Annotated in this window: 19 protein-coding genes; 10 read left to right on the top strand and 9 right to left on the bottom strand. The window is 50.7% G+C overall.

The annotated features are described in order from the left end of the window. Positions 1–17: 17 nt before the first annotated feature. Positions 18–845: a carbohydrate ABC transporter permease gene (locus tag ABXS70_RS27980; RefSeq protein ID WP_366292608.1), complete on the top strand. Its 828-nt coding sequence runs from the start codon at positions 18–20 to the stop codon at positions 843–845. Between the two features lie 287 nt (positions 846–1,132). Beyond that, the gene (gene gntK, locus ABXS70_RS27975) at positions 1,133–2,692 is read left to right on the top strand and encodes a gluconokinase (protein WP_342553265.1); all 1,560 of its coding nucleotides are present in this window, start codon (positions 1,133–1,135) and stop codon (positions 2,690–2,692) included. Between the two features lie 385 nt (positions 2,693–3,077). Here gntK and ABXS70_RS27970 read toward each other — a convergent pair whose 3' ends face one another. Beyond that, on the bottom strand, positions 3,078–3,599 hold the full coding sequence (locus ABXS70_RS27970; protein ID WP_342553266.1) for a nuclear transport factor 2 family protein: 522 nt from the start codon (positions 3,597–3,599) through the stop codon (positions 3,078–3,080). Positions 3,600–3,790: 191 nt separating this feature from the next. On the opposite strand from ABXS70_RS27970, the gene ABXS70_RS27965 reads away from it, so the two are divergent. The 3 genes from ABXS70_RS27965 (at position 3,791) to ABXS70_RS27955 (ending at position 6,134) form a co-directional block, all read left to right on the top strand. After that, complete coding sequence (locus ABXS70_RS27965) at positions 3,791–4,096, top strand: metalloregulator ArsR/SmtB family transcription factor (protein ID WP_342553267.1); 306 nt, start codon at positions 3,791–3,793, stop codon at positions 4,094–4,096. A 112-nt stretch (positions 4,097–4,208) separates the two neighbouring features. Next, complete coding sequence (locus ABXS70_RS27960) at positions 4,209–5,057, top strand: hypothetical protein (RefSeq protein WP_366292604.1); 849 nt, start codon at positions 4,209–4,211, stop codon at positions 5,055–5,057. Positions 5,058–5,174: 117 nt separating this feature from the next. Further along, positions 5,175–6,134 carry an MraY family glycosyltransferase gene (locus tag ABXS70_RS27955; protein ID WP_366292601.1) on the top strand — a complete coding sequence of 320 codons (960 nt, stop codon included), beginning with the start codon at positions 5,175–5,177 and terminating at the stop codon, positions 6,132–6,134. 153 nt (positions 6,135–6,287) lie between these two features. Here ABXS70_RS27955 and ABXS70_RS27950 read toward each other — a convergent pair whose 3' ends face one another. From ABXS70_RS27950 to ABXS70_RS27940, 3 genes are all read right to left on the bottom strand, one after another. Then, positions 6,288–7,106 carry a carbohydrate ABC transporter permease gene (locus ABXS70_RS27950; protein ID WP_342553270.1) on the bottom strand — a complete coding sequence of 273 codons (819 nt, stop codon included), beginning with the start codon at positions 7,104–7,106 and terminating at the stop codon, positions 6,288–6,290. After that, positions 7,106–7,999 carry a sugar ABC transporter permease gene (locus ABXS70_RS27945; protein WP_342553271.1) on the bottom strand — a complete coding sequence of 298 codons (894 nt, stop codon included), beginning with the start codon at positions 7,997–7,999 and terminating at the stop codon, positions 7,106–7,108. The genes ABXS70_RS27950 and ABXS70_RS27945 overlap by 1 nt, the downstream gene beginning before the upstream one ends. Before the next feature lie 136 nt (positions 8,000–8,135). Next, positions 8,136–9,479 (bottom strand): extracellular solute-binding protein, encoded by a 1,344-nt coding sequence (locus ABXS70_RS27940; protein ID WP_342553272.1) that lies wholly within the window; start codon positions 9,477–9,479, stop codon positions 8,136–8,138. A 486-nt stretch (positions 9,480–9,965) separates the two neighbouring features. On the opposite strand from ABXS70_RS27940, the gene ABXS70_RS27935 reads away from it, so the two are divergent. Further along, a complete protein-coding gene (locus ABXS70_RS27935) occupies positions 9,966–10,988 on the top strand; it encodes a LacI family DNA-binding transcriptional regulator (protein WP_342553273.1) in 1,023 nt (340 codons plus the stop codon). Between the two features lie 731 nt (positions 10,989–11,719). Here the strand turns inward: ABXS70_RS27935 and ABXS70_RS27930 are convergent. Genes ABXS70_RS27930 through ABXS70_RS27915 form a run of 4 tightly spaced genes read right to left on the bottom strand, consistent with a single transcriptional unit; the run spans position 11,720 to position 18,142 of the window. Then, a complete protein-coding gene (locus tag ABXS70_RS27930) occupies positions 11,720–13,717 on the bottom strand; it encodes an amino acid ABC transporter ATP-binding/permease protein (protein ID WP_366292595.1) in 1,998 nt (665 codons plus the stop codon). Between the two features lies 1 nt (position 13,718). Beyond that, positions 13,719–15,725, bottom strand: coding sequence for an ABC transporter ATP-binding protein/permease (locus tag ABXS70_RS27925; RefSeq protein WP_342553275.1), 2,007 nt, complete (start codon positions 15,723–15,725; stop codon positions 13,719–13,721). 1 nt (position 15,726) lies between these two features. Continuing rightward, positions 15,727–16,755, bottom strand: coding sequence for a cytochrome d ubiquinol oxidase subunit II (cydB, locus tag ABXS70_RS27920; protein ID WP_366296797.1), 1,029 nt, complete (start codon positions 16,753–16,755; stop codon positions 15,727–15,729). Further along, positions 16,727–18,142, bottom strand: coding sequence for a cytochrome ubiquinol oxidase subunit I (locus ABXS70_RS27915; RefSeq protein ID WP_342553277.1), 1,416 nt, complete (start codon positions 18,140–18,142; stop codon positions 16,727–16,729). Before ABXS70_RS27915 ends, cydB begins: the two co-directional genes overlap by 29 nt. A 369-nt stretch (positions 18,143–18,511) precedes the next feature. Here ABXS70_RS27915 and ABXS70_RS27910 point away from each other — a divergent pair, with 369 nt between their 5' ends. The 4 genes from ABXS70_RS27910 to ABXS70_RS27895 are packed head-to-tail and all read left to right on the top strand — an operon-like array spanning position 18,512 to position 22,953. Then, entirely contained in the window at positions 18,512–19,852 is a 1,341-nt protein-coding gene (locus tag ABXS70_RS27910; protein WP_342553278.1) for a hypothetical protein, read from the top strand. A gap of 2 nt (positions 19,853–19,854) precedes the next feature. Further along, the gene (locus ABXS70_RS27905) at positions 19,855–20,823 is read left to right on the top strand and encodes a glycosyltransferase family 2 protein (protein WP_342553279.1); all 969 of its coding nucleotides are present in this window, start codon (positions 19,855–19,857) and stop codon (positions 20,821–20,823) included. A gap of 1 nt (position 20,824) precedes the next feature. After that, positions 20,825–22,267, top strand: a complete 1,443-nt coding sequence (locus ABXS70_RS27900) for a glycosyltransferase family 4 protein (protein WP_366292590.1) — start codon at positions 20,825–20,827, stop codon at positions 22,265–22,267. Further along, a complete protein-coding gene (locus ABXS70_RS27895; protein ID WP_342553281.1) occupies positions 22,264–22,953 on the top strand; it encodes a class I SAM-dependent methyltransferase in 690 nt (229 codons plus the stop codon). The genes ABXS70_RS27900 and ABXS70_RS27895 overlap by 4 nt, the downstream gene beginning before the upstream one ends. Positions 22,954–23,272: 319 nt before the next feature. On the opposite strand, the gene ABXS70_RS27890 is transcribed toward ABXS70_RS27895, so the two are convergent. Further along, positions 23,273–25,480 carry a glycosyltransferase gene (locus ABXS70_RS27890; RefSeq protein ID WP_342553282.1) on the bottom strand — a complete coding sequence of 736 codons (2,208 nt, stop codon included), beginning with the start codon at positions 25,478–25,480 and terminating at the stop codon, positions 23,273–23,275. Between the last annotated feature and the right edge of the window lie 168 nt (positions 25,481–25,648).

Below are 25,648 nucleotides of genomic sequence, written 5' to 3'. Positions count from 1 at the left end.
ACAAGGGGGGAGAGCTCATGGCGTCCAAACATCTCAAGTCGCTGGTGCTGTATACCGGCCTGATCGGTGGCATGCTCATATCCATGTTCCCGTTCTATTGGCTGATTGTTATGTCTACACGAACCACGTCCGATATCTACAAGTTTCCACCCCAGCTCTGGTTCGGCGGTGAGCTGTGGAACAATATTACGCGAGTACTGCAGCAGATTGATTTCTGGGGAGCTTTTCTAAATACTCTTTTTGTGTCAGGTGTAGTGACCATTCTCGTGTTGTTCTTTGATTCACTGGCAGGTTTTGCGTTTGCGAAGTTTGAGTTTCCCGGTAAAAAATGGCTCTTCGTCCTGCTGCTCGCCACCATGATGGTGCCTTCCCAGCTGTCGCTGGTCCCTTCCTTCGTACTGATGGCCGCGTTCGGCTGGGTGGGTTCCTTCAAAGCCCTCATTATTCCGGGCATGGTCAACGCCTTCGGCATCTTCTGGATTAGGCAGTACGCGACGGAATCCATTCCGAACGATCTGCTGGATGCGGGGCGCATCGACGGCTGTAATTTCTTTCGCTTATATTGGAACGTAGCACTGCCCATTCTGCGGCCTGCGTTCGCTTTCCTTGGTGCATTCACTTTTATCGGAGTCTGGAACGACTATCTGTGGCCTTTAATCGTACTGACGGACGCACGCAAATACACACTCCAAATCGCGCTGTCTCAATTAAACGGACTGTATAATACGGACTATGCGATGGTCATTGCAGGCACACTGCTCGCCGTCCTTCCACTGATCATCATGTTCCTGTTTATCAGCCGCCAATTTATCTCGGACATTGCTGCAGGTGCGGTCAAGGACTAAGGATAGCAGAGCGCTGCTTGGCCTTGTTAACCTGCTCTCATTTTGATCCATCCCTTAAGTCTGATATTCTAATCTATAGACGAAAAACCAGACGTTAAATAAACCTGAATGAGCAGCATAATGTGCACGAAGGAGACAGAACGAAGTAAGGAAGCCGAACCCCGCACTGCGATTCAGAACAGGTTCCAGCACGCCTTTCCGGGGAAATCTTCTGCACCCTTTGTCTTCCACTGTTCACATCTATTAGCTTTCGTAAGGTTTATTTTCAAGAAAGAGGGATGATCACCATGGCAGCTTCACCTTATATGATCGGTGTAGATATCGGTACAACCTCCACCAAGGCTGTACTGTTCAAGCAGGACGGCAGTATCGTGGCGCAAGGCAGTGCAGACTATCCGCTCTATACCCCAACGCCTGCGATTGCAGAGCAGGATGCGGAGGATATTTTTCAGGCAGTCATCGCATCTGTACAGCAGGCCACTTCCAAAGCCGGGGTGAAGCCGGACGACATCCTATTTGTCTCATTCAGTTCCGCGATGCACAGCATCCTGCCTGTAGACGCTCATGGCACACCGCTGATGCGAGCGATGACATGGGCAGATAATCGCAGCGCCGAATGGACGGAAGCGCTCAAATCAGAGATGAACGGACATGAAATCTACCTGCGAACCGGCACACCGATTCATCCGATGTCTCCCTTAACCAAAATCATGTGGCTCACCCGGGAAGAGCCGGACATGTTTCGGCAAACACATAAATTCATCTCCATGAAGGAGTATGTATTCTACAAGCTGTTCTCTACGTTCGTTATTGACCATTCCATGGCTTCGGCTACCGGGCTTATGAATCTGGAAAAGCTCGACTGGGATGCAGAGGCACTGCATGCCGCAGGCATTACGCCAGAACATCTGTCCACCCTTGTGCCGACGACTCATGTCTTAAAAGAGGGACTCCACCCCGAGTATGCCAAAGCGATGGGCATTGCCGAGTCAACTCCGTTTGTCATTGGTGCAAGTGATGGCGTGCTCTCTAATCTGGGCGTGAACGCCATTGATCCAGGGATCGTTGCCGTGACCATCGGCACCAGCGGCGCCATCCGTACGGTCGTAGATAAACCGGTGACTGATCCCAAAGGGCGTTTCTTCTGCTATGCGCTTACCGAAGACCAATGGGTAATCGGCGGCCCGGTGAACAATGGCGGAGTGATCTTTCGCTGGATTCGCGATGAGTTTGCTGCCTCTGAGGTGGAGACGGCCAAACGTCTTGGCATTGACCCCTATGAAGTCCTCACACGTGTCGCCGAAAATGTACCGCCGGGTTCGGAGGGACTGCTGTTTCACCCGTATATGACAGGAGAGCGTGCCCCGCTATGGAACCCGAATGCACGGGGCTCATTCTTTGGACTGACGCTGCATCATAAGAAGGAACATATGATTCGCGCTGCACTGGAAGGTGTACTGTTTAATCTGTATACAGTGATGCTCGCGATTGAAGAGAAGATTGGCCGTCCGAAAAAAATCCAAGCTACCGGCGGCTTCGCCCGCTCCGAACTGTGGCGGCAGATGATGGCTGACATCTTTGATCAGGATGTGATCATCCCCGAAAGCATCGAAAGCTCCTGTCTTGGCGCTGCCGTGCTCGGCCTGTATGCCACTGGCCGTATCGATTCCCTTCATGCCGTCTCTGGCATGATTGGATCAACACACCGCCATCAGCCGCAGCCGGACAGTGTGCGCGTGTATCGCGAACTGCTGCCTATTTTCATCCGCATCTCACGTAAATTTGAAGAAGAATACGCCGATATTGCTGCATTCCAGAGCCGATTGATGCAGGAACGAGAAGATTGAGAAGTTAGGCGCCGCCCCAACCCTTCGAAACCTCCCACCATGTAAAGGTCAGCTGCACTGGAATATGAAATGAAGCAGCATTGGTTAGCGCAGCATGCATATGTCACTCCTCAATGAAGGCTCTTCCCAAACCTAGAGATGGGAAGAGCCTATTTCATTCCATTTTTTTTCAGAAAATATGTCCGTTATACGCAGTCCGTTCTCTCCAAAGATACAAATAAACCCCACAGCCTAAAGCTGTGGAGTTTGTAACACAACGGGGATGAGCGACAAATCATCACTCCATTATATTGCTCATGCAAGATTGCTCTTATGAATTCGTTAATTCATGTTAATTTGCAAGTCTTACGAAGTTGTTCAGTCAGTCCTGCTAATTGGTTCAGTCTTATGAATTATATTTGCTGAATGCATTCTCGTCCGTCTGCACGTTCTCCAGATACACGATCTGCCCCGCTTCATTCACACGTGCAATATCTATGCCTGACTTTGCATACACCGTGCCATCTGCCGCTTGTCCACACACTGCCCAGTTCGTCTGGTAACTGCCATCTGGCTGAAGCACCCACGCATCCCACATATGTTTAATATCTTGGTTGTAATCATAAAAGGCCTTCATAAAGCCCTCAAACCCAGTATGACTGGTACCATTTAACACAATCTCGGCATCCGGGGTAAACAAGGATAACAAGTCCTGCATAGCCCGCTTGTCTGTACGTGAAGCATCAAATAAACGGAAATAGTTATTTAACATCGTGATGCTTGCTGCCGTATTTACAGCACTGGTGCTGCTGGTGTTTAATCCATTGGCATCACTGCTGCCATTTGAATGAACGTCTGGATGACTCAACTCTGTACCTTGGTTATTACTATTATTACTGTTGTGAATTCCTGCTGCTGTATTCGTCATCTCATGACCTCCTATAGTTCTCGTGCTGTCTCAAAATATATATATTATGCATTGAGTTTCTATCAATTCGAATTATTTCGAACAATTTAATGCAAAAAGAACTTTATCACACTTCCACGCTGCACTGCAAGATACATTTCGAAATATTTCAAACATTGAAAGGAGATGTTGAATATGCTAACGTCTATATTATGAGAACTTTACCGATACCCACAGCTTCGGAGATGAACCTGACTAGGGTCTGCAATGCACTTGGTGACCCGATACGCATGAAAATTGCACATTGTCTGGCCAGCTCGGGCGAAAAGAACTGCTCGGCTTTCGAAGTAGACCACATCTCCAAATCGACGTTGTCCCACCATATCAAATTGCTGCGCGAAGCCGGTATAATCCAGCCGCGCATTGAAGGCAAACACCACTTTTATTCACTTCGAAAGGATGATCTGAACGCACGCTTTCCCGGCCTTGTCGCGATGATTCTGGACACAACCGTTTAAGGCATCCGCTGCGTTACTAACTTACTAAAACTTTCCAGAACAGCTGCATCCACTCCACGGCATTGCTGCTCGATGAATAATCAGAATCAGATAAGACAGGAGGCTCGGATTAATGGATAAAAAAGCAGTCAAAATTCTATTAAACACATTCTGGGGAGGGGGCGGCTGGAAATCACCCCATGCTCCTTTTTCGGGTGATGATTTTGAATACGCCAAAAGTAAGGGAGTCATGTTTGACCCACTCACCATTACGCATGACGAGGTCGTACAGCGCCTGCACAGGATGCATCAGAACCCTGCACTTAAAGAACGAGTCATTACCGCCTTTCTACACAGTCTATCTACCAAAAAAGTTTATCTGCGCAGCGCATTATCCAGCTGGGCTTTGACACGAAAATTGCCTCTGCATACCTATGGTGAACGCCCAGCTCTGCATGCCAATACAAGCGCCTGCGGGGACTGTAATTTCCTTCGTTTACAATCGGATGAGCACTATGTTCATGCCGATATGAATGTATTGAATTTTGAACGGATGAAGTGGGGCGGCGTCCGCCATAACTGGCTGCTTTACTGCCTGATGGACCTGGAATTACTGCTTCAGGATGAAAATGATAACAGCAGCACTGATGCCAGTAATATTAGCCCATATGAAGTAACTGCGGAAGATCAAATGATCCTAGCCAAACTGCTGGAATCCGCACAGACGGGAGACCCGAATGACAGCGCACGCTCTCTGGAGAAAAGGTGGAAAGAATGCCTGCCTTCCAGTAAACAGGAACGAGATGCTCTATTGGAAATTTGGGCAGCAGCCGGCATACTGGTTGAAAGGGATACGCCTAGGAAACGCAAGGGCGGTTCCGGTGACTTTGTCTTTGCAGCAGCATGGCAGGGCGATGATGGCTATCATGCTGAGAACGCGATTGATTATTTCAGCCCTTACCTACCTCAAACGAGTAAATAGACGTTGTCTGACGCATCACGATCGGTGCACCAGGTTACAATAATGACATCGACAGATTTCGGGTAAAACTCGTATAATAAGAGGAAATGGGATGATGGGAGTGAACCAAGCGAGTTTATGATCTACATACTGGCTTTCATATTGTCTTTTGCTGTCGTGGTTCTGCTGATTCCGCCGCTGGGCCGACTGGCACACCGGCTGGATTTTGTGGACAAGCCTCGCGAAGATGTGGAGCGTAAGCTGCACAGACAGCCGATTCCACTGACGGCGAGCTACGCGATATTTACTGGATTTTTCCTGACATACATTGCCCTGACAAAAGAATTGACTTGGGAAACAGCTGCGCTAATTGCTGGTGGTATGCTGCTCCTGACGATTGGTACGATTGATGACTGGTACAAAACCAAAGGTAAAGATTTCCCCGCCCTGCCTAAAATGATCATTCAGGTCTCGGCTGCGGTGCTCGTTTTTGCGTCCGGCATTGCATTTACCGGCTTTGTAAATCCGTTTAATGCAGAATACGTAATGCTGCCCATCTGGCTGCAGTTCATTCTGACGATCCTCTGGATTTTCGGCGTAACCACCGTGATTAACTTCTCGGACGGCATGGATGGACTGGCTGGCGGTTTATCTGCAATCTCGGCGATTACCTTGTTTATCGTAGCCATCACGAAGGGCCAGAGCGATTCTGCGCTCATGTCCATCACACTGGTGGGGGTCACGCTCGGTTATCTGAAATACAACAAGGCTCCGGCGAAAGTATTTATGGGCGATGCAGGCGCTACGTTCCTTGGTTTCATTCTGGCAGTAATTGCACTCGACGGTGCATTCAAACAAGCAACGATGCTGTCCATTTTCATTCCGATTCTGGCGCTGGGCGTACCGATTTTCGACAATATTTTTGTCGTGATCAAACGTTTCCTGCAGGGAAAAGCAATCTATCAGGCTGATGCAAGTCAGGCTCATTATCGCCTTCTGCGTGCAGGCTTAAACCATAAACAAGTGGTCGGCGTGCTCTATCTGGTCAGCACCTGTCTGTGTCTCTCCTCTATTATTTTGTTGTTAGTGGATATGTAGAAAAACAAGCTTCATCAAGCATCACTTACCAGAACGTACGCGGATTACTGCAATAGAAACGCAATAAAGCCACCTTCATGTCTTCTAATGAGGGTGGCTTTATTGTTGGATATCTCTCGAATCAGAGTCGGTCGTTTTCCCAAGTGCAAAACCTTAGGATTTAACGGCACCTGCCATTGCTCCGCCGACAATGAAACGCTGCAGTGCAACGTACAGCACAACCAGCGGCAGCGTCACAATCAGAATACCGCAGGCCAGCAGCGGCCAGTTATTCATGTACTGCCCATAGAAGGTAAACAACCCTTTGGTCACCGGCTGATAATTCGGATCAGATAAGTAAATCGTCGGACCGATGATATCATTCCATACCCCGATGGCTGTGAGAATAATGCCTGTTGCCAGGATCGGCTTCATCAAAGGAACAAGGATGGTAAACAAATACCGGGTGTACCCGCACCCATCCATGGCAGCCGCCTCATCCAGTTCACGGGATACCGACTTGATATAACCGACAAACATCAGAAACGCAATGCCCGTGCCCGTCGTTTTCAGCAAAATGTAACCCGTTTGGGTATTATACAGACCCAGTTGATTAATTAAAGAGAACTGCGGAATCAGAGGATTCGGCAAATACATCGAGATCAAAAAGAAAATATAGATCAGCGTGCTGAATTTTACGTACCTGCGAGCAAGCGGGAAAGCTGCAAATATGGACAAAATCAAGGTCAGCAGTGTAGACATCCCGGTATAAAGCACACTGTTCCACATGTACTGCGAGAAGCTGCCCTTCGTCCATGCTTCGGCAAAGTTCTCCAGCCTTATGCCTTCCGTGAGCGCGACGGGATTCAGCAAATACTCCGTCTGTGTTTTCATCGACACATTAAACAGGTAGAACAGAGGGAAGACGTACAGGGCAAGCATCAGCATCACTATGATATAGCTGATCGTTCTTGACGTTCTGCTCTGCTTCATTATACCTCCACCTCTCTTTTGCGAAGATAGAACAAGGCAACCATGGAAATCGTAAATACAAACAGGAATTGAATCATCGCTACCGCAGAAGCCAGACCATAATCCGCTGTACCCGTGCCAAACGCTGTTGCATAAACATCAAACGCCAGTGTTGTTGTATTAAATTTACCGCCAGTGAGGACGTAAATAATGTCAAAGGTCTGCAGTGCGCCAATGATGGACAGCAGCATGTTCACGGTAAAAGAAGGAGCGATCATCGGGAACGTAATGTTCGTAAAAGCTTTCCAGCCCGATGCACCATCCATATATCCCGCTTCGTACAAATCATTCGGAATGGTCTGCAGTCCTGCCAGGAAGATGGTCATGGAGTACCCCATATACATCCAGATCTGCACGAAAATAATTAACTCAAAGGCAATATTGTAATCTCCGAAAAAGTTGGAACTGGTGCCGAAGAAATTCAGAATGGACTGTGCCGGCCCGCCGAGCGGATTGGCTACGAGCTGCCAGATCAGTCCAGAGACTGTTACACCAAGTACAACAGGCAAAAAGAATACCGCACGGTACAGCTTGTCGCCGCGAAGCTTTTTGTTAATCAGAATGGCCATGAACAGGCCGACTGCGTTCTGGATGATGACCACAGCAAACGCAAAATATAAAGATCGGCCAATTGCATCCAATCGATCCCCCGCATTGGATGCGCCAAAAAAAGTTTTATAATTTTCGAAGCCAACAAAGCTCCATTCCTGTCCACGCACACCTGTTGCATCTGTGAACGAAAACAACACAGTCACGAGTGATGGGCCAAAGCCAAACACGACATAAAGCAGCAGCGGTATGCTCAAATACAGATAAGGAATCAGCCGTGCCTTCCCTTTTCCAAACGGATACATCGTCCTCACACCTTTCATCGGGTAAAACAAAAAACCGGAATAACAGCTTTACTTGATATGGGCTGGCCTGAAGGCTCCGACCCCAAGCGCTATTCCGGTTCATGTTACAGCTGCATCAAGAAGCAGGACTTCCTTGTTATTTCGGAGCAGCTGCATCCCAGTCTGCTTGTGATTTGCTCGCAAGTTCCTCCGGTGCTGCAATTGGTCCGGCTGGTTTGAGCATCTCAGCATGAACGCTGGACTCTGCAATGTACTGTCCTACGTTCTGACGGTTAATGAACAGCTGATCCCATGAAAGCTTAAAGTTCTCGAGATATGGCTGAATGTCCTTGATGAATTCGCTCTTGATCTCGACATCAGGCTGTGTCGGAAGGAATCCGGCTGCATTGACAAAATCCGTGTAGTTATCTTTCTCTGACAGCATTTCAAGCCATTTCATTGCATAATCCTTGTTCGGTGACTTATCTACAACCATCCAGGTCATATCGTATTTACCAGCTAAATCCTTGTTCTTTGCCGCATCATTGCTGCCCGGAATCGGGAAATAACCAAATTTCAGTTCAGGGTTAGCCGCTTGAATCGTCGTTGCATCCCACGTACCGTCAGCAATCATCGCCACCTTACCTGTGGCAAACAGACTTGGCAGTGTTCCATAATCAATTCCCATGAAACCAGGCATTGCACTGTTCATCAGCGTTTGAGCTTTCTGCAGTACTTCAATCTGTACCGGATCAGTCAGCTTGGTTTGTCCTGTCCACAGACCTTTGATGTAGCTCAGCTGGTCGTCATGAATCGAGGCTTGAAGTCCCTGCACCGCAAGGCCGATCGGCCAAACATCTTTACCTGCAAAGCCGAGTGCTTCTACGCCGTTGTCTTTAAATACTTTGATCACATTCTGCAGTTCATCCCACGTTGCAGGTACCTGCAGATTATATTTGGCGAAAAGGTCTTTATTATAGAACAGGCCCGTAAATGCCACTTTACCCATATTGACACCGTACACTTTGTCGTTGTACGTCATCGCGTTCTGCACATCAACTTCATTATAATTTTTGATAAAGGCCTGGCCTGACAGATCACTGATCAGCCCTGCATCAATCCACTGCTTCCACATCGGATCAGCCGCGCCCTTAGACCAGTCCTGAGGAGCACCAACAAAGCTGGACTTGAGCGGGATGATATCTACATCGCCTGTAGTACCCGCATTCATGCGCGTCTGCATCAATTGATCGTAAGTTGCATCCGCTGGAACTGTCGTGTACTCAACCTTCACATCCGGGTACTTTGCTTCAAATTTTGTATTGAATTCTTTGATGTAGTTGTTGATATTCTCCTGCTGCCAATGAATGATCTTCAACGTCACTTTTTTGCTTCCATCTGTAGATGCTTTCCCATCCGAGTCTTTGGAAGCACTGCCGCAGGCTGCAAGCACAAACAGTAAAGCGGTTACAAGTGTAATAGATAAAATCTTTCTCTTCATATCGCTTTCCCCCAACCATTCCAGATTGATTTGTCAATTTACGAAATCAGTTTCGTTAATCACACCCTCATTATGACTTCACCTGATAAATTTGTAAATAGTTTATTTGAATTTTTACAATTTATTAGGCGAAAACCGCATCACAAAAGGAAATTTGAAGGTATACTGAAGAAGAATTCAAGTGCAATTTACGAAACCAAATAACCAGCAGCTGTAATTTTCCATGTTTGCTTATTCTATTTCCCTATCAAACCACACTTGAAATTCTCGTAAAAATGGTGTAATTTCACTAAAATAGCTTATCATTTTCGTAGTATTGCAGATTAAAAGATTGAAATATATCTATACATATCATAATCACCTTGATTATCCCCCCTTCCGTTATTGACTCTCTGGTAGTTGTGACATAGAATGTTGGCAGGAAAGCGTAAAAAAGACAGAGCCGAAATCTACGAAACTAGTTTAGAACTTGAGGGATGTATATATATGAATATCAAAACGATAGCTCGTTTAGCCGGCGTGTCTGTTGCAACGGTGTCCAAAATCATTAACAACTACCCTGACATCGGTGAAGAGACACGCCAACGCGTGCTTAAAATTATGGAGGAGACTGGTTATCGCCCTTCCTCTTCAGCCAAAACGCTCGCGACCAAAAAATCCAATCTGGTTGGTGTTGTATTTGCGGGAAAACTGAATGTAGATTTCAGCCACCCTTTCTTTGTAGAGGTCATTAATGCCTTCAAAAAACAGATTGGCCTGTTAGGCTATGATCTGCTCTTCTTTTCCAACGAGAAGTTCCTTGATCAGGGGGAAGATTACCTGGCACGGTCCAAATATTTTCAAGTAGATGGCTGTATTATTATCGCGGGTGATGAGGTGGAGAGCAGTGTATCCGATCTTGATTCCAGTCCCATCCCGTGCATAGGGATAGATATCGAGCTGACAGGACAGAACTCCTGTTACATTATGTCTGATAACGAAAAAATTTCGACCAAAGTGGTAGAACAGTTTTACATGAACGGATATCGGGAACTCGGGTTTATCGGGCTCCAGCGTGCCTCTCTCGTAATGCAGCAGCGGGAGAAGGCTTTCCAGCAATCACTAAAGCAGTTTAGTCTCGAAGAGAGACCTGAATGGATGGTATACAGTAAAGATTATGCTGCTGCTGACGGGTACGAAGCAGCCAAACAGCTGCTGACAGCAGATGTTCTGCCGCGTGCTGTATTCGCTGCTACGGATTTGCTTGCATTTGGAGCAGTACGTGCCTTTAAAGAGGCTGGACTGCGTGTTCCGGAGGATATCGCTGTTGCAGGATGCGACGACATCGAAGCCTGCCGCTACAGCGACCCGCCGCTGACCACTGTGAAGCAGGACACCGACAAAATCGGGCGTCTTGCTGCCATGATTTTGTTTGACCTGATGAATAAACAGATGGACAACCGCTGTATCAAAGTAGAGCCGGAGCTGGTGCTGCGCCGATCCTGCGGCACTTTGCTGGCGTATCAGTAAGTGAGGCAGTTCTACGGAGGAAGAAGAGGATGAGTTAGTAAGCGGGGAAGGGAAGGGCGGATTGGCGCCAACTGCCCCGTCTCCTTCCTCTTCCTCACAGCTAACGATTACCAGTAATCAAATGCTCTCCAGGCAGTCTAACGCTCTCTAGGTAGTCTAACGATTCCCGGAAGCCTTATTTAGCGGATTCCGGCTTATTAAATATTCTAACGATTACCAGGAACGTTATTTGAACCAAAAAGGCTGATTTAAGGTCTTTTTCGGATTAAAACGTGCAAAATAACGTTTCTCAGAATCGTTAGGTTTTGAAAAGGGCTAAAATGCACCAAATAGCGTCATCTGAGATCGTTAGCCCAGATTTATTCAAGGTAACGATGCTCAGCCGACCATACAGGTCGATAGACTGTATTTGTCTATCCTTCATACTCCTAACGAAAGCAAGTACCCTGTCCATTGACACTAGTCAGTACTTAGACAGGTAGTGCATAATTTTCGGTATATGGGTGAGAAGTGCATGACCGTCACCACTTGATGAGCGCTGCATGGGCAGATAGAGAGTTTTAGCGAGCTGCGAAAAGCTGCCGCGAATACCAAAAAGACGAAGCAGGACTGCTTCGTCTTTTTGCCCATAAATCATATATGATTAGCGGTTAACTTCGGGATTTTTTTGTCAGCTCTAATAAGCGCACCGGGTCGCCTTACGGATAGGCAGGCCCCTTCGGAGCCGCCGACTATTTCGAAGCGGCGGGCGGCAGCGGTGCATTTCGCTGCCGATCCAGCCATCCGGGCCGATCCAGTTCAAGGAGCCTACGGTATCGCTCTTCCCGAGCCAGCAGCTGTTCGTGAGAACCCTGCATGACGATGTTTCCGTTTTCCACAAACACAATTTCGTCCATCTTCTCCGCACCAATCAGGTGATGGGTGACCCAGATCAATGTTTTGCCCTGCAGGCTGTCCAGCATGGTGCGCATCAGTGCGCGTTCTGTTACGGGATCAAGCCCTACCGTCGGCTCGTCAAAAATGACAACAGGGGTCTTCCGCAGCAGCACACGTGCTAGTGCAATCCGTTGACGTTCTCCGCCAGAGAAGCGCAATCCCGTCTCCAGCATCGGGGTATGATACCCCTGCGGTAAAGATTCGATCAGATCAGCGAGACCGACCTGCGCAGCTGCCTGCTGAATCTCCTCATCCGTCGCATCTGGACGGCCAATGCGCAGATTCCCCGCAACCGTGGTATCGAAGAGATGCGGGCTCTGATTAAGCACCGCAACCACTTCAGTTACACTCTCGCCAAGCATTTCCACCGGCAGCTCATTAATCAGCACCTTACCGGATGAAGGAGACAGCGCACCCTGTATGAGCTTCAACAGCGTGGATTTGCCACCGCCGCTGCGCCCGAGGATGGCCACGCGCTTACCTTGAGGCAGATGCAGCGAGATATCCCGAATGGCATACTCTCCCTCTGCTTCATAACGATAGCTCACCTGCTCGATTACTATATCTGCACGCAGCTTCGGCGGAATTCGCAGCCGAATCCGTCCATGCGCTGCAGCTGTCTCATCATTCCGCTGTCCACCAACCGAATCAGCTCGCTGTTCAGAATGAAGAGCAGTTCTCTGAGACTTCTTCAATCCTCCCCAATGGTCGTCCCCGTCCTTGTTCTCACCCTTGCTTCTATCCATGCTGTTTGTCAGTGAGGATGCTGTTTCCTTGGAGTTGGATTTCGCCATCTCCTCCGGCCCTTCCAGTCGGTTCAGCCGATCCAAGGATTCACGGTAGTCCGGCACATGCCCGAGTGCGTCATTTACAGGCAGCAGTGATTCTGTTAGCGGGAACAGAACCAGCACAAACGCCGCAATCATCACCGCAGGCAGCTGGGCAGCAGATGCCGCTTGTCCTGCCCAGATGGTTACCGAAACAACCATCAGCCCAATGACACATTGGGCGATGAAATCCCGCCAGCGGCTCCAGCGCCTTAATCTGCGGCGAATCCGGTCTGCTTGTTCCTCATCCTCTTCCTGCCACTGCACAAAAGCTGCCGCTCTGCCGCTGGCAATCCAGTCCCCAAGCCCAAGCACCCCGTCGGTCAGACGGGTATACAAGCTGCTGTTTTCTTTTTTGAGCTGTATACGCCATGCCCAGGTTAATTTCAAAGAAATTGCCGGAAGGACCGCAGCAATAAATAACATGTACAGCGCCATCCACATCGCAAACATCGGATCAATACTGCCAAAAGCCAGCACGGCCGCGCCATAGATCACAAGCGCAGTAACCGCCGGGAATACGGTGCGCAGATAGATATCCTGCAGACGTTCGACATCATCGGCAAGCGCGCCAAGTACATCTCCGGTCTGCATACGCGAACGCAAAAACAGGGCCTGCGGCTCTAAAATACGATACAGCTTCACCCGCTGATCTGCCAGCACACGCAGAACAGCATCATGTCCTGCCAGGCGCTCTGCATATCGAAATACAGCGCGAAAGATACCAAAGGCACGTACGCCAACAATCGGAACGTACACCATTAAAATGTTCTCAGGACGCAGCGCAGACTTGGAGATCAGATATCCGGAGGTAAAAAGAAGCATGACCGCACAGAGAGCCGCACACGTACCCAGCGCAATCGCACCGATAAACCGCCAGCGGTACTGTGCTGCATATGGAGCAATCCAGCTGTTTTTAAGATGTTTGCTGTGTTCTGTCTCCTCCCTAGGATGTCCTGATCTCATCTCATATCGCCTCCATCTGCGCCTGAATCATTTGATAGTATGCTCCTTGTCTTGCAAGCAGCTCCTGATGTGTTCCGATCTCTGCCACCGTGCCGCCTTCCATAACGATAATTCGGTCCATATGCTGCATCCAGTGCAGACGATGCGTGGCCAGAAAAACAAGCCTGCCCTCGAACAGCGGCAGCATCGTCTGCTTCAACTCATATTCAGTCTCTACGTCCAGATGCGCTGTAGGTTCATCGAGCAGCAGAATGCGGCGTTCACTGAGCAGAGCTCTTGCCAGCGCCACACGCTGTTCCTGCCCCCCGCTGAGCTGTCTTCCTCCTGCACCAATCTGTTCATGCAGTCCATTTGGTAAAGACGAAAGCAGCTTCGTTAACCCCGCAGCCTGTGCAGCTTGTGCCACTACGGCATCGGATGTATCAGGCATATAGAAACGAATGTTATCCGCAATCGAACCGCTGAAAATATACGGATGCTGCGGGATTGCCGCCGTCTGACTACGCCAAGACTCAAGCAGATCCGGATTCAGATGCTGTCCATTGACCAGCACTTGTCCGGCCGTCGGGGTTTGGAACCCCGCCAGTATATCGATCAGCGTTGATTTTCCAGCTCCACTGGCACCAATAATTCCAATCTTACCAAGACCGGTCAGCTGGAACGTCACATCCCGAAGAGAATAAGGCCCCTCCGCCTCATGCTGGACCTGAATATCAGTTAACGCTAATCGACTGCACTCCCCCCACATAAACGGTAAAACCGAGGAATTGGCAGAGCCGAGGGCCAAGGATTCAGCATGCACGGCTGCTGCCGAAGTGGGAAATGAGGCTTTCGCCCGCTGCGCTGCATGTAGATCCCGATTAAACACCACTCGAAGCTGTGAAGCGGAAACAGAGGTATGGAGTGGAGAAAGCTTCCGGGTATCTAGAGCGTTCTGTATCTCGGGTGGGGTTTGTGCAGACTCATCCTCACCTACGTCTCCTTCATTTCCACTCTTACATCCATGCAGCCCTTCTGCCCGGTCCATCATGCCTGCATACACTTCGTTCTGACGCTGCTCTGCAGCTTTGCCTCGTTCAATGACTTTATTAATGGCTTCCCCGGCTTCTTTGCCGTCCAGAGTCGCATGGTAATCTGCGCCCAACATCCGTACTGGCAGAAAATATTCCGGTGCCAGAATAAGTACTGTCAGGGCAGGACCAAGCAGCATGTGCCCTTCTGTCAGCCGGAGTCCAAGTCCTACTGCAACCGAAGCAACAGACAGCATGGTGAAGAAATCAAGAGCAAAGGAGGATAAAAAGGCCATGCGGAGCGTCGACATCGTTGCTTTTCGATATCGCTGGCTCACGCGCATAATCGAGCCTTCGTGTGATTTGCTCTGCCCCAGCGTTTTCAACGTTTCCAGCCCGCGCAGTGTATCCACAAAATGATTTGCCAGCGCTTTGTAAGATTTGAATTGTCCGTCTATTTTTCGCTGGGTTGCCAGACCAATCAGAATCATGAACACAATCAGAATAGGCAGTGTCAGCATTAATATGACACCGGACATTGTATCCAGTTTGAACACATAGAACAAAATGACAACAGGCGTAAATCCCATACCGAGCATACGTGGAATAAACAGTTCGAGATACGTTTTATACTGGGAAATGCCTTCACGTGCCAGCGTTACCAGATGTCCTGTACCTTCTGTCTTGGCGTAACGCGGCCCAAGTCGAAACCACTGTTCCGTCATCTGTCTCCGCAGATCGGTTCCCGTTTTCTCCGCATACGTCGTGGTAACAAGCTGCAGGCAGAATGACAGGGCGTAGCGGGCGGCAAAAGCAGCCAGGAACAGCAGCAGTACTGCAGCTTGTGACGCGACGGCAGCACCTTCAAAAAGTGCAGTAACAGCCTGCGCGAGCCATTTGGCCTGCATAATAATCGTCATCGCCTGCAGCAGCACCAGCGCAGATGCCAGTACGAGTACCGGGCGGATGCCCGGCAGCTTCATCAGCCCGCGTCCCATGTCAGTACTCCAGGTGATGCTGTTCGTTCAGACGTTTGCGGAAAATATAATAACTCCAAATCTGATAGCCAAGCACAAATGGCAGCAGCGTGCAGGCAACAATGGTCATCACTTTTAGGGAATACGGGCCCGATGACGCGTTATATACCGTCAAGTCAAATGTTGAACCGAGTGAACTTACCATGACTCTTGGGAACAACCCGATAAATACGGATGCAAAAGCGATCGCAATGACGGCCCCTGTCATCCCAAAAGCCCAGCCTTCACGCTTCTGACGAATGAAATACGCTGCAAGGGCAAATGCAGCTGCACCAAGCGCCGCCATAATCCAGAGCGCCCAGCCGCGAACAGCGAATACATCTGTCATCAGATAGGTCAATACAGCATACAAGACCAGAACTACAGCAAGCGGCACCATTAATTTTTGGGCCATCTGAAGTGCACGTTCCCTCAATTCACCTACGGTACGCAGAGAAGCAAATAACAGCCCATGTACAAGACACAGCAGGGTTACACTCAAGCCGCCTACAACGGTGTATGGATTCACAATATCCAGGAAACCGGCATGCATCTGCATCTGATCATCAATAGGCAGACCTTTCATCAGTGTGGCAAAAACAACCCCAAACAGGAATGGCAGCAGTGCACTGGCCACCAGAATGATGACGTCCCATGTTTTGCGCCAGCGCTGCTGTTTCATTTTACTGCGGAACTCAAAGGCAACTCCCCGTCCGATCAATAACAGCAGTACAACGACAAGCGGCAGGTAGAATCCGCTGAACAGCGTTGCGTACCAATGCGGGAAAGCCGCAAACATGGCACCGCCCGCGGTCAGCAGCCAGACTTCGTTTCCATCCCAGAACGGACCAATCGAGTTAATCAATGTACGACGCTCACGATCCGTTTTGGCAATCAGACCTGTAGACATGCCTACACCAAAGTCGAAACCTTCAAGAAAGAAAAAACCGATGAACAATACGGCAATCAGTACAAACCACAGTTCATTTAGTAACAACGGAATACCCCCCATCCATGCCAAACGGATCAGCCGACTCATCCTCTTCTTCCGACTTGTCAACAGCGTATGGTCCTGCTTTGATTTTACGTACAAACAAATACACCATCACGATACCCAAAACCGTGTAAGCCGCAGTAAAGGCTATCGTAGAGAACAAAATCATACCTGCTGATACATTAGGTGATACACCTGCTTCAGTCGTCATGTAACCGAATACGGTCCACGGCTGTCTGCCAACCTCGGTCATAATCCAGCCTGCTGTATTCGCAATAAAAGGCAGGGAGATCGCAAAAACCATCAGACGCATAAACCAAGGTTTGGCCGCTTCGAGCTTCTTGCGCCAAGCCAGATATGTACCATACATCGCCAGCAGAATCATCAAACCACCCGCAGCGATCATGACACGGAAGCTCCAGAACGTAGTTCGTACAGGCGGAATATAGTCTCCAGGGCCGTACGTCTGCTGGTACTCCGCATTCAGCTCTTTCATCCCTTTGACGCTGCCTGAGAATTTACTGTAAGACAGGTAACTGAGCAGTCCGGGGATTTTGATCTCGCCGGAGTTCTCCTGCTTCTCCGGATCAATGGAGGCAATGACCGTCCAAGGTGCCGGATCTTCTGTTGTCGTCCATGTCCCTTCACTTGCAGCCATTTTCATCGGCTGTGTTTCCACCAGATATTGAGCCTGGAAGTGTCCTGAAAAAGCTACACCTAGCGAGGATACAAGACCGACAATAACTGCGATGTTGAAGGATCTGCGGAATACTTCGACGTCCTTCTTTTTCATGAGCTTATAGGCACTGATACCCGTTACTACAAAAGCACCTGTCATCAACGCACCAAAAATCGTATGCGGAAATTCAACGAGGAGCTGCCCATTTGTAATCAGTGCAAAGAAATCATTCATCTCTGCCCGGCCATTATTCATGGCGAATCCGACCGGATGCTGCATAAAGGAATTGGCCGCCAAAATCCAAAGCGCGGACAGGAAAGTGCCGATAAAGACAAGCCAAATACAAGCCAGATGCACTTTTTTGGACAAACGGTCCCAGCCGAAGATCCATAGACCGATAAATGTCGATTCCATAAAAAATGCCAGCAGGGCTTCGATTGCCAGCGGCGCACCGAAGACGTCACCGACAAACCGGGAATACTCCGACCAGTTCATGCCAAACTGAAATTCTTGCAAAATACCTGTTACTACTCCGACGGCAAAGTTGATCAGGAACAGCTTGCCCCAGAACTTGGCCATTGTTTTGTAGATTTCTTTTCCCTTCGCAACATACAACGTCTCCATGATCGCAACCAGCAGCACAAGGCCGATGGACAGCGGTACAAAGAAAAAGTGAAAAATCGTTGTAAGTGCATACTGGATACGCGATAGCATAATCGGATCCATACGTTTACCCCTTCTTTCTGTTCGCTTTAGCAGATACGTAAATGGCATTGAAGCAGGTACCTTCGCTGTCTGTTCTCCAAATACGTTATTGAACGTATTGTGCCAGATTACCTAATTTTCACATGTGAGAATTATCACAATCCCGCCTCTTCCCGACAAAAAAAGTGACCTCGGTCACACAATAGATAAAATTAAGCCTATTTATCCGGCTTGCCCGCAGCTGATTTGTCTCGACTCCTGCATCTATTCATGGAAGTTGTTCATGTTTGGAGACAAATGCCCATATGTTAGTTTCAGACAGATGATACACAGGACGGCAATGACTTTTTACATAAGAGAAATTCCCCTTTCTAAGTGAGGTGAGTACAGATGGAACCATTCGAACCGTTAACGGATGCAGATCCCAAGCTGAACCCGGAACATACAGATGACTCAAAAAAGGCAGCACCAGAACTGTCTATGTCCACACCTTCTGCAAACGAAGCCGTCCAATACGTACTTTTTCCGCGGAAAGGAGGATGGCCTTCCTTTCCATATCCAGATATCGCGGCTCTATTGGCGGCAGAACAAGGAAACCTCTATTATGTCAGCAGCCGTACGGCTGCGGAGGAAGAACTGCCAGAAGCGATTCAAGTGATCTCCCTTTCGGAAGCGGAGAACCGATTACAGGAGCCGAACACAGCTGCAGTTGTTGCACATCCCTATTGGCTTATGGCTGTGGCCTCATTAAAGCCGGAAGTATGCATTGCACTGCTGCCTGAACCCGCAGGAGATGAAGCCGCATCTCCGCTGTGGGAGAGCAGCATCTCCAGACTTGTCGGCATTGCCGATCTGGTAGGCACATCTTCGGAAACCCGGTACATGAAACTGCTCTTTCAAGGCATTCGATCCGTCTGGCTGGGAGGTGAGGACCCCTCCCCTGTCGGTTATGTACACCAAGGCAGCACACGGATTGCACTGAGGGACTATGAATTGTTTTTCCTGCATGCACTGCGGCAGGTTCTGTCAGGTATACCGGACAGCATTACACCCCTTCAGTGTCGTGTGCGAGCGGACTATTACAGACAGCTTCGATCCAAAGCGGGGCCTCATGAAACGATCTCCTTTCTGCTCTCGGCTTATGAGTATTTGCTGCACGATTCTCATGCTGCCGCTTCGCTTCAGGAAGCCTTCACTCATGCGGTCTTCAACGGGCGGCAGGATTGTGTGGTGTCTCATTATCGCTTCCTGTCGGCCATTCATGCGAAGTCAGGTCAGGTCGAAGAAGCTTTACAGGTGTTCGGCATCAGCGCAGCCACTGAACAAGAACGCCATCATTACGAGCAGTTATGCCGCTGGTTGGAAGCAGGGGAGAATCAGCTGGTTCAAGCGGAACTGCTGCGCATCAATGACGACTACGATACTGCACTGCGTATTCTGGATGATCTGGGCGGGGAAACAGCGAGACACTGGAAGTTTCGTATCTACCAGGAAACAGAGCGGGTAGAGTCCGCACTCGCTCTGGTTCATGCCATCGATATTCTGGACGGAGCCAGCCTTATGCAGTACCGGCAGTTATCCGGGACAGCCTTAGCTCTCCGAGGAGAGCGTCACGGTGCAGTGAGGCTGTTTCTGGAGACGGCCCTAGAGGATGAAGATGCGCTGGCTCGGATTATGGAAATGGAGCTGCTGGATCATGCCGTACAGCAGCTGCTTGGGGAGGTGCCTTAAGGATGGACCCGAAAAAGCGTAGAACTCCTGGAAGCAGGCCCATCATGCATGATTTGCTTCAAACGCAGACGACCGATAAACGAGATAACACTCCTCCTCAGAGCCTTCAGGCGGTGTCTTCTGGTTTCCAATCCCAAAGCGCGCAGAGCCAGGTTCATCGCGTCTTTAATTCACGAATTGAAGAGGACCCGGGCTCTCCTCCGATACGGGATACCGGAATGGATGCTTTTACACAGCCCTTCACTGTAAGACGGGTACGCAAAAGTAAAAACAACAAACTGACAGCCATGCTTCAAGTACGAAACGAACAAGGGCGTTATCTCGAGGAAGTGCTGCATGATCTGAGCGGATTCGTGGACGAGATTGTCATTGTCGATGATGCCAGTACAGATAGAACACCCGATATATGCGGTGCTTTTCCAAAGGTAGTGCGTCTGGAGGTGCTGGAGAAACCGCTGTTTGCCGAGGAATGGCGTCTTCGCAGCACACTGTGGCAGGCAGCAGTCAGTACAGATCCAGACTGGCTTCTCTCTGTTGATGCCGATGAACTGTACAGCACCGAAGCCAAAAAGGCCATACGGAAGCTTATCAATCAGGACTATGCAGACTGGTTTGCCTTCCGGTTCTTTGATATGTGGGGTGGGCGAACCCATTACCGGGAGGATGAGCTCTGGTCCATGCACAAGCGCCATACGGCATCCCTTGTTCGTTACATGCCCGGATATCCCTATTTCTACCCGCAGCAGAATCACCATGTTCCCCGTCTTCCTGTATCCTGTACAGTACTGCCGGGGGTACACACAGAACTGAAAGTACAGCATCTTGGCTGGGCCGGCAGTCTGGAAGATCGGGTTCGTAAATATTTACGATACAAGCGCATTGATCCGCACGGGGAGTGGGGCAGTACCGCCCAGTATGAGTCCATTCTGGACCCCGAACCGCGGCTGCTCCCTTGGAAGGAGGAGCTGTAATATGAGTGTGGTCAGCATACTTACCCATAGTTTTACCGATGGGTACAACCGGGAATACGGCCGTGTATTCGGCGGCGGGCTGGAGCGCTACATTCTAGATCTATGCAGTGTCATTCGCCGTCTTGGTCATATTCCCGAAGTCCATCAGCTGTCCTATTTCGAAGCGTTCCAGACCCGAACGGAGCAGATTGACGTCTATGGCTACGATTATGACATGGAGAATGTACCGGAGGCATTTGAACGGATGGCTGCAGCAGCCCGTGGACCCATTATCTATGCAAGCTGCCTATGGCAGCCCATCAACTACAAGCCAGGCAGTCTCGGAATATGTCATGGCATTAACTGGGATCGCCCTGGTCTGCCGCTGGACACCAAACGTCAGGTTGCCGAACATATCCAGCTGGCACTGGATGGACTCGTTCGCATCGTCTCGGTGGACTCCCATTTCCAGACCTTTTGCCGGGCAGCCTGTATGTATAGCGATCCGGAACAAATTGTGCTGATTCCTAATGCAGTGGATACTGCTTACTTCACCCCTGCTCCGCCAAGCAGAACACTCACGCAGCGTCATGAGGAAGAATGGATGGAGGCTTGGAAAAGGGAAACAGCAGTGCCTGCTGAACATGCACACATGATGGCTCCAGAGTCGGGAGATGATACATCGATTCATGAGGATGCAGATCATGATAGTACTGATGCATACAGTAGTAGTAGTAACGAAGAAAAGGTCAGAACGAAGAGTCTTTATGCAGATCCGTTAGGCAGCCCAGATACGATCTCTGTAGAATACGGAACTACCGAAGCTCTTCCTCATCAAAGGGCACAGGACCAGACTGAGGACGATAAGCCTCTGTCTCCTCCCCGCCCTGTTCGTATTTTATATCCACGCCGTATCAGCAGCGAACGCGGCATTATTCCGATGATGCTCGCTGCAGATAAGCTCCTGGGAGCTTTCCCGGATGTGGAGGTTGAATTTGCGGGGGAACTGGTGGAAGGCAGTACCGTTGGCAGAGCCTTTCGTTATTGGCAGCGCACACATCCACATACAGCACGAATTCGGCAGCATACGTACGATTTCAAAGATATTCGCAGCGCCTACCACCAGGCGGATATCGTTGTCATCCCTACGTTATTTTCCGAAGGCACCTCCTACGCTTGTCTGGAAGCGATGAGCTGCGGTCTTCCGGTTATTGCTTCCAACGTCGGGGGGCTCAATGATCTGATCCAGGACGGCTTCAACGGACTGCTCATTCCTCCAGGGGAGCAAGCACTGTCCGCCGCACTTGTTCGTCTCGTGCAGGACCGCGCCGAACGGGAGCGGCTTGGCATCTACGCGCGTGAAACTGCGCTGTCCTATGATCTGTCCATATGGCGCAGCCGGTGGAGCAGGGTGCTGGAATCTTTTTTAGCGGAAACAGGATTGAAGGAGGGAATTCACACATGATGGATACACCCGGCGCCGCGGAGATCATGGAATCACGGTACATTCGGCAGAACGATCCGAAGACAGATACGCTGGTCTTTCCACTTCACCCCGCATGGTGGAGTCGTCCTTATGAGTATGAGTGGGCTCGCCAGTTCGCGCGCCCGGATGATGTCGTGCTGGATGCGGCCTGCGGCATATCTCACCCGTTCAAATTTTGGCTCACTGAACACTGCCGTGAGGTTCACGCATGCGACTGGGATGAACGCATTTTGTCCGAAGAGGCGATTCGGCTGGATATCGCAGCTGATTTCGGTGAACAGGCAGCCCGGAAGCTGCCGGAATTCTACCTGACACGGCTCAACCGCACACAGGCCAACCTGGCTCAGCTGCCGTATGCTGCCGAACAGTTTGACCGCGTATTCTGCATCTCTGTGCTGGAACATCTGGATACCGGCACAATGCTGCGAGCTTTCCGTGAATTTGCAAGGGTATTAAAGCGGGATGGACAATTAATCGCCACCTTTGATGTACCCGAGATGCGTCCGGATTTGCTGGAAACGATCATGGCTGTCACCGGGCTGACCATTGAAGATAAGCTGAATGTAGAAGAACCGGATGACGCCATTTCCTCGGATATGTACGGCGCCCCCATCCGCTGCTTCCGGGCTGTGATCTGTAAGACGGATAAAGGATACCGTCCGTGAGAGACACACTGTATGCATGGGGAACACACTGTGAAATGTACATGGAATGTGAGAATGTGGGATTACCGGATGAACTACTACAGCAGTGTCCTTAGAACTGTGTATTAGGCTTTTTCTGAAATGCATTAGGCCGTTCTTTTGGAAACCGGGGCATTTGGATACAGCTCCATTTAATTAGTCAGGAAGGGTTCGGAAGTTTCAAATACGGACAGGATATTGATGAAAAATAAGGCTGGGTACAGCGTCTGCCGGATGCCCCGACTTTTTGCTCTGTTAAAGAAGGGGCATCCTTGTGCTGTCCGGCAGGGGCACAGCCGGATTACAGGTACACCAGCAGCATGCTGCACTGCTGCTGGAAAGTAGGGGCGGTGGCTGCGCCGGGAGCCGTCAGGCGCAGCAGGGTCTGCAGGCCCGGCGGCTGGACCTGCGCCGGGCGGCCTTGGGCGGCAGCCTGCTGTGCCGTGATCCGGGCCGAATGTTCGGCCCAATCACGTGCCAGGCCCTGCCGCCCGGCGAGCAGCGCGAGCGTGCCCGCCAAGAGCGCATGCGCTGCGCGAGCAGGGGCGGGCACTTCGTCCGCGAGGGGCTGCTGCGCGCTGCCGGGCGTGCCGCACAGCGCAAGCAGGCCTTCGCGGACGCGTGCGGGTGCGCGCAGCAGCCCGCAGCGAGCCGCAGGCGGGAGCGCTGTGAGCAGCGCCAGCGCGCCGCCCGGCGGGAGTGCCTGCAGCAGGCGAAGCCATGCGGGCCACGCCCCTACGGCGGCGAGCGCCTGTGCGGGCGCGAGCAGCGCAGGCACGGGGCTGGGCTGCGGAGCTGCTGCTGGCAGCACAAGGCTGCTGGGCCGAGGTGCACGATCATGTGCCTCGGTCTTTGCATCCGCTCCTTCCTGTGCGTTTATCTGTGCATTTATCCGCGTCTTCGATCGGGACTCTCCCCCGCCCTGCACCTGCATCACTGCATTCGCCTGTTTTTGCGAATCCGCTTGTGTCCGAATCTGTGCATCTGTCTGCAGCCTCTGGCTGTATACATCACCGCTGGCGGATGCATTCCCGCTTTGCAGCAGCCTCTCGGCAGCAAACGCCGCTTCGGGTACGACTGCCTGCCGGCATGCTGCTCTACGCCCACCTGTGCTCCGATACTTGTGTCCCAGCGCCCACAGCGCAAGAGCAGCCTCCGGCCCGTGCTGCGCATGCGCCTGCCAAGGCCGTATTGCCGCACTGGCGGATGCATGCTCACCCAGCTGCGCCAGCACAAGCCCGGCAGCAAGCGGCTGCATCCGCACTGCCGGGCCCAGCGCAGCCGCATGGCGCAGCAGCCATTCCGGCCGATGCGCAGCCAGCGCGGCCGAAACCATTGCCTGCTGCGCTGCTGGCGGCAGGCTCATTCCCTCGGCCGCACTGGCAATGGCCTGCGGCCGTCCCGTGGCTGCGCCAAGCAGCAGCAGTCGCTGCCAAGCTGCCCGATTGCCCGGCTGCATGCTCAGCACCGCCATGTAGGCGGCTTCCGCTTCCTGCCAGCGGCCAGCCTGCTCATGAGCCATTCCTTCCAGTGTCAGGCTGCGGTAGGTTCCCGCACCCGACACAGAAGTATACCGACCTGCTGACGATGCACCTGACTTCGCTCGCTTTAACCACTTCAGGGCAAGGTCAACCCGCCCCTGATCCAATTCCAGTACGGCGCCCAGCTCCAGCAAATCCGGAAAATCCCCGTATACCGAAGCCCACGTCTCCACCACGGATCGCGCCCGCTCAGTTTGGCCGAGCTCTCTCCAGGCATAAGCTGTTTTCAGCACCACATCAGAATGATAACCACACTCCGGTTCAAGCCGTGCGAGCAGCGGCATCAATAATCGAAGTGCTTCATCATACTTGGCCTGCTGAAACCACTCGGCGGCCAGCGCATAGAGCAGTTCTGGCTGATCCGGTGTATGCTGTAGAGCCAGCCGGATGAGCTGCATATTCCGGACATCTTTACGCTTGGCGGCAATGATTTTATCCAAATAGCCATAATGAATAATCTCTATTACCGAGTGTCGAATCCCGTACGGCATAACAGCCAGAATGGAAGAAGCTGCTTCCTCATGAATCCTTCCGCGAAAGGCAATCCGGGGATCATTACGAAACAGACGGCAGACTTCATCCGTTACACGTTCCTCGCCTGATGTGCCCAGCAGGCTCGTTACCTTAATCCAATACCCCCAGACCTCTTCACTTCCGGCTTCCAGCCATTCCATCAGCTCCGATTTCGTCTGAAAAGGCTGCATCCATTCTTCATCTGCGTCCAAGATCAGAATCCATGAATAATTCGCTGCGGCCAGCGACAGATTACGTGCCTGACTGAAATCACCACTCCACTCCATATCAATGACCACTGCATCGTAGCGCTGGGCTATCGCTGCTGAATCATCCGTCGATCCTGTATCTACAACTATAATCTCATCTACCATACTGCTCACCGAATTCAAACAACGATCCAGAAACCCGCCTTCATCCTTCACAATCATACATAAGCTGATCCCACCCCTCACCCGCACCATCCCTCCCTTCAACAAAGGCTGCACTATCACAACAATCAGGACTGTTTAGGTCACCCCTCCTTTCTAGATTTTCTTCTCAAGTTTCTCCTTTCATATTTCCTTTCTGTGCCTCTCTGCCTGTGCCGTTACTGCACATGTCTCTTTTCACTACTCACCTTT

The sequence above is a fragment of the Paenibacillus sp. AN1007 genome (assembly GCF_040702995.1).
Lineage (GTDB): Bacteria > Bacillota > Bacilli > Paenibacillales > Paenibacillaceae > Paenibacillus.
This window is presented reverse-complemented; position numbering and strand designations above follow the sequence as displayed.